Genomic DNA, 2,866 nt, shown 5'->3' on the forward strand with positions numbered 1-2,866 from the left:
TTGTACAATGGAAAGGAAATACAAGATGAGCTAGGTCAATATGACTACGGGGCAAGGTTCTATGATGCGGTGATAGGAAGGTGGAATGTAGTGGATCCATTAGCTGAATTATCCTGTAATATGACACCTTATCGTTATTGCTATAATAATCCAATTAATTTTACTGATCCTTTTGGCTTATGGGAAACCATTGCCGGAGGATATACAACGAGCGATCCTAAAGATATTGAACGATTTGCTTCATATTTACAAACTGAAGCAGCAATGAATACAACCCCTTCTTTTGATCAACAAGCTTCTTTTATTAACGATGAAAAAGCTGGTGGGCTAGGAAAATTGACAAATGGCGGTAAGTTATTAGATCCTATAAAAGTTAGTAGTTATCGTAGTGGTGGTAATATTGGGTATAGTGTAGATAAAAAATCATTTAATAACTTTTGGTATCAAGTACAGGGAGATTTAACGCCTGATGCGTTAGATCCTAGAACGTGGCATAATAACATATTAGGATTGTCTTATGCTGGTGCAAATAACCCTAAAAAATATAATGGTAAGGAAGATTATTCTCGTGCTCCTGATCAAATAGAGGATATTCCCGCCTATGTTCATGACCAAGACTTTAATGCTTTGAATGCAAAGGGTGCAAACTCACTATTTGGTGATCCGCGTACTCAATCTGCAAATGATAAATTAATAAACAGTGAAATTGGGATAGCTTCCTCACCGGGTGTTTCGCCTATTTCGAGAGCTAGAGCAATTATTGTCGCTGGTGGTATAGCGGCAGCTAACTGGTATAATCTTTATATCAATTCACCTAAAGATAATACACCTGTCCATCCATAAACTCTAATTAATACGATATGAATAAGGTGATGCTACCTCAAATTAAAATGTCTTTTTTTATTTCTCTAGCCTATGTGGGGTTGGGTACGATTAGTGTTTTATCCATCTATCCCAGTTCCCCTTTATATGGTGCCTGGGTTGTCTTTGCTTTATTGATCACACTACCAGTAAATTTTATCAGTGTTGGAATAATGTACACAAATCCAACAGCATCTGGAATAGTAGTAATCATCCAAGTCATTTACTTTTTACTGTTTTGGCTTATTCTATATTCTATTTTGAAACGAAGAGCTCAAAAGAGAATAGTAGATGAAAATGGTAATATGAATAAAGAAGATTTATAGCAGCGATCTTAGTCTTTTTAAACATATAACCCTAAATAAGAAAAGTCAGGCAGTGCCTGACTTTTCTTATTTAGGGTTATATGTTTTCTTTGTTTTATAGTCCCGGATGATCAGATCCATATAATGAAAGATGCGCTGCTTTTCATCTTCGGGCAGCGTTTCTAGTTCATCGAGACGCTGGATCATATCTTTATCATAAGAAGCATTCGGTCCTTCTCCAAGTAAATAATCTACTGAGACCTGAAAGGCTTTTGCAAGCTTAACAATCACTTCGATTGAAGGAGAATTGTCTTCCCTTTCATATTTGCCAATCATTACCCTGGATGAACTGATTTCTTTGGCCAGTTCATCCTGAGACCAGTTTTTGGTCTTTCTCAGTTGTGTGATGCGTTCTCCAATGTTAACCATATGTATCTAAAGTAATATATTCTGCTGTTAAAGTGATAAAAATAGTTAAACTCATGTGCCAAAAGAAATAAGTATTATTTGTTTAAATGAAAAAGGTGTGCTACATTTGTTTCATATGTTTATCACTAATCTTTTTTATATGGTTAATAACAAAAACATAAGATCAATTACATTATGCGGAAAGTATAATGGCAACACGCGTGTTCCTAAACTCCAGTTAACGGGGCATTGGTTGGATAAGTTGGGCTTTCATATCGGCAGGACGATAGAGATCATCCCAAGCAAAGGGAAGCTGATCATTAAAGCAGGGGAAAATAAATACAAACGTGCTGTATAATAATCATCGATCCTGCTGATCCGTGATCATGATCTCCCCCGCACCACCTTCAGGGCAGAAAAACCCAGCCAGCCCGAAACGGGCTTCTCCCTGTGTTTTTCTGCCCTTCCGCCCGGCCTTGCTGCCGGTGAAGAACCGGCCCCATGCTAAATAACATAATACGAATTATAAGCACAGCCGCTCGAAGGCCCCCACGGTACCAAAGCTGGTATTATAATGGGTATTATATTAAATAGCCGCTCGGCCATCCCCGGCCAGCGCTCTGCCGTCTCCTTCCAGTCGGTCAGCGGCATCGCCTGCGGCAGCATGGTATTGTTTATGGATTGTTGGCAGTGCAAGACTGGTCGGGGGAACTTCCTTCATCCCCTGAAACAGGGACAATGCTCCCGCCCAACCTCTCAGGGCTAGAAAGAGCCGCTCTTATCCTCCCCACCACCAAAGCTCGTTCTACCCCTGGAGGGACAGCGAGACGCAAAACCCTGCAAGCCCATCATGGGTTCAGGGAGTTCATTTGTTAAGCCACCCCGAGCCAAAGAAAGGAGGGCTGTCAAGGGATCGTGGAATAAAGCGGAATGGAGCGCAGCGCAATGAGCATTTATGCCGCGAAAGCCCTTTACTGCCTTCCTTTCGTGGCTATCTTTGCTGTAACAGATGAATAAACGAACCAGTAGTAACGTTCATAGATCCGCAGTTTCAAAGGCAGTTCCAACAAAAAAACCAACACCGAAAAACAAGCTTATAAAGTCGAATAAAAAACTAACTTTACGGGAAAGGAAAGTTCTTTATAGCACTGAAAAAGTGCAAACCAGGAATCTGCAAACAACGAAAAAAGTTGCATAAGGCCATACGATTACGGGGCCAGACAATATGATCCAGTGATTGGTAGATGGAACGTAGCAGATGCTTTGGCGGAATCTGCCGCAAATTTAACCCC

Annotated in this window: 5 protein-coding genes; 3 read left to right on the forward strand and 2 right to left on the reverse strand. The window is 40.5% G+C overall.

Going from position 1 to position 2,866, the window contains the following annotated elements:
• Positions 1–843: RHS repeat-associated core domain-containing protein (locus GSQ84_RS27970; RefSeq protein ID WP_216849049.1), on the forward strand; the 843-nt coding region annotated here is incomplete at its 5' end.
• A 17-nt stretch (positions 844–860) separates the two neighbouring features.
• Positions 861–1,187, forward strand: coding sequence for a hypothetical protein (locus tag GSQ84_RS26500; RefSeq protein ID WP_158800417.1), 327 nt, complete (start codon positions 861–863; stop codon positions 1,185–1,187).
• A gap of 66 nt (positions 1,188–1,253) precedes the next feature.
• On the opposite strand, the gene GSQ84_RS26505 is transcribed toward GSQ84_RS26500, so the two are convergent.
• Entirely contained in the window at positions 1,254–1,595 is a 342-nt protein-coding gene (locus GSQ84_RS26505) for a helix-turn-helix domain-containing protein (protein WP_158800418.1), read from the reverse strand.
• Between the two features lie 139 nt (positions 1,596–1,734).
• Here GSQ84_RS26505 and GSQ84_RS26510 point away from each other — a divergent pair, with 139 nt between their 5' ends.
• Positions 1,735–1,932, forward strand: a complete 198-nt coding sequence (locus GSQ84_RS26510; protein WP_158800419.1) for a SymE family type I addiction module toxin — start codon at positions 1,735–1,737, stop codon at positions 1,930–1,932.
• A gap of 228 nt (positions 1,933–2,160) precedes the next feature.
• Here GSQ84_RS26510 and GSQ84_RS28255 read toward each other — a convergent pair whose 3' ends face one another.
• Positions 2,161–2,295: a hypothetical protein gene (locus tag GSQ84_RS28255; protein ID WP_256377554.1), complete on the reverse strand. Its 135-nt coding sequence runs from the start codon at positions 2,293–2,295 to the stop codon at positions 2,161–2,163.
• Positions 2,296–2,866 lie beyond the last annotated feature (571 nt).

This window comes from Pedobacter sp. L105 (genome assembly GCF_009765875.1).
Taxonomy (GTDB): domain Bacteria; phylum Bacteroidota; class Bacteroidia; order Sphingobacteriales; family Sphingobacteriaceae; genus Pedobacter.

Bases quoted from the DNA above. Each gene is read 5' to 3' on its own strand.
- GSQ84_RS26500 (WP_158800417.1), top strand. From the start codon at position 861: ATGAATAAGGTGATGCTACCTCAAATTAAAATGTCTTTTTTTATTTCT.
- GSQ84_RS28255 (WP_256377554.1), bottom strand. From the start codon at position 2,295: ATGAAGGAAGTTCCCCCGACCAGTCTTGCACTGCCAACAATCCATAAA.
- GSQ84_RS26505 (WP_158800418.1), bottom strand. From the start codon at position 1,595: ATGGTTAACATTGGAGAACGCATCACACAACTGAGAAAGACCAAAAAC.
- GSQ84_RS26510 (WP_158800419.1), top strand. From the start codon at position 1,735: ATGGTTAATAACAAAAACATAAGATCAATTACATTATGCGGAAAGTAT.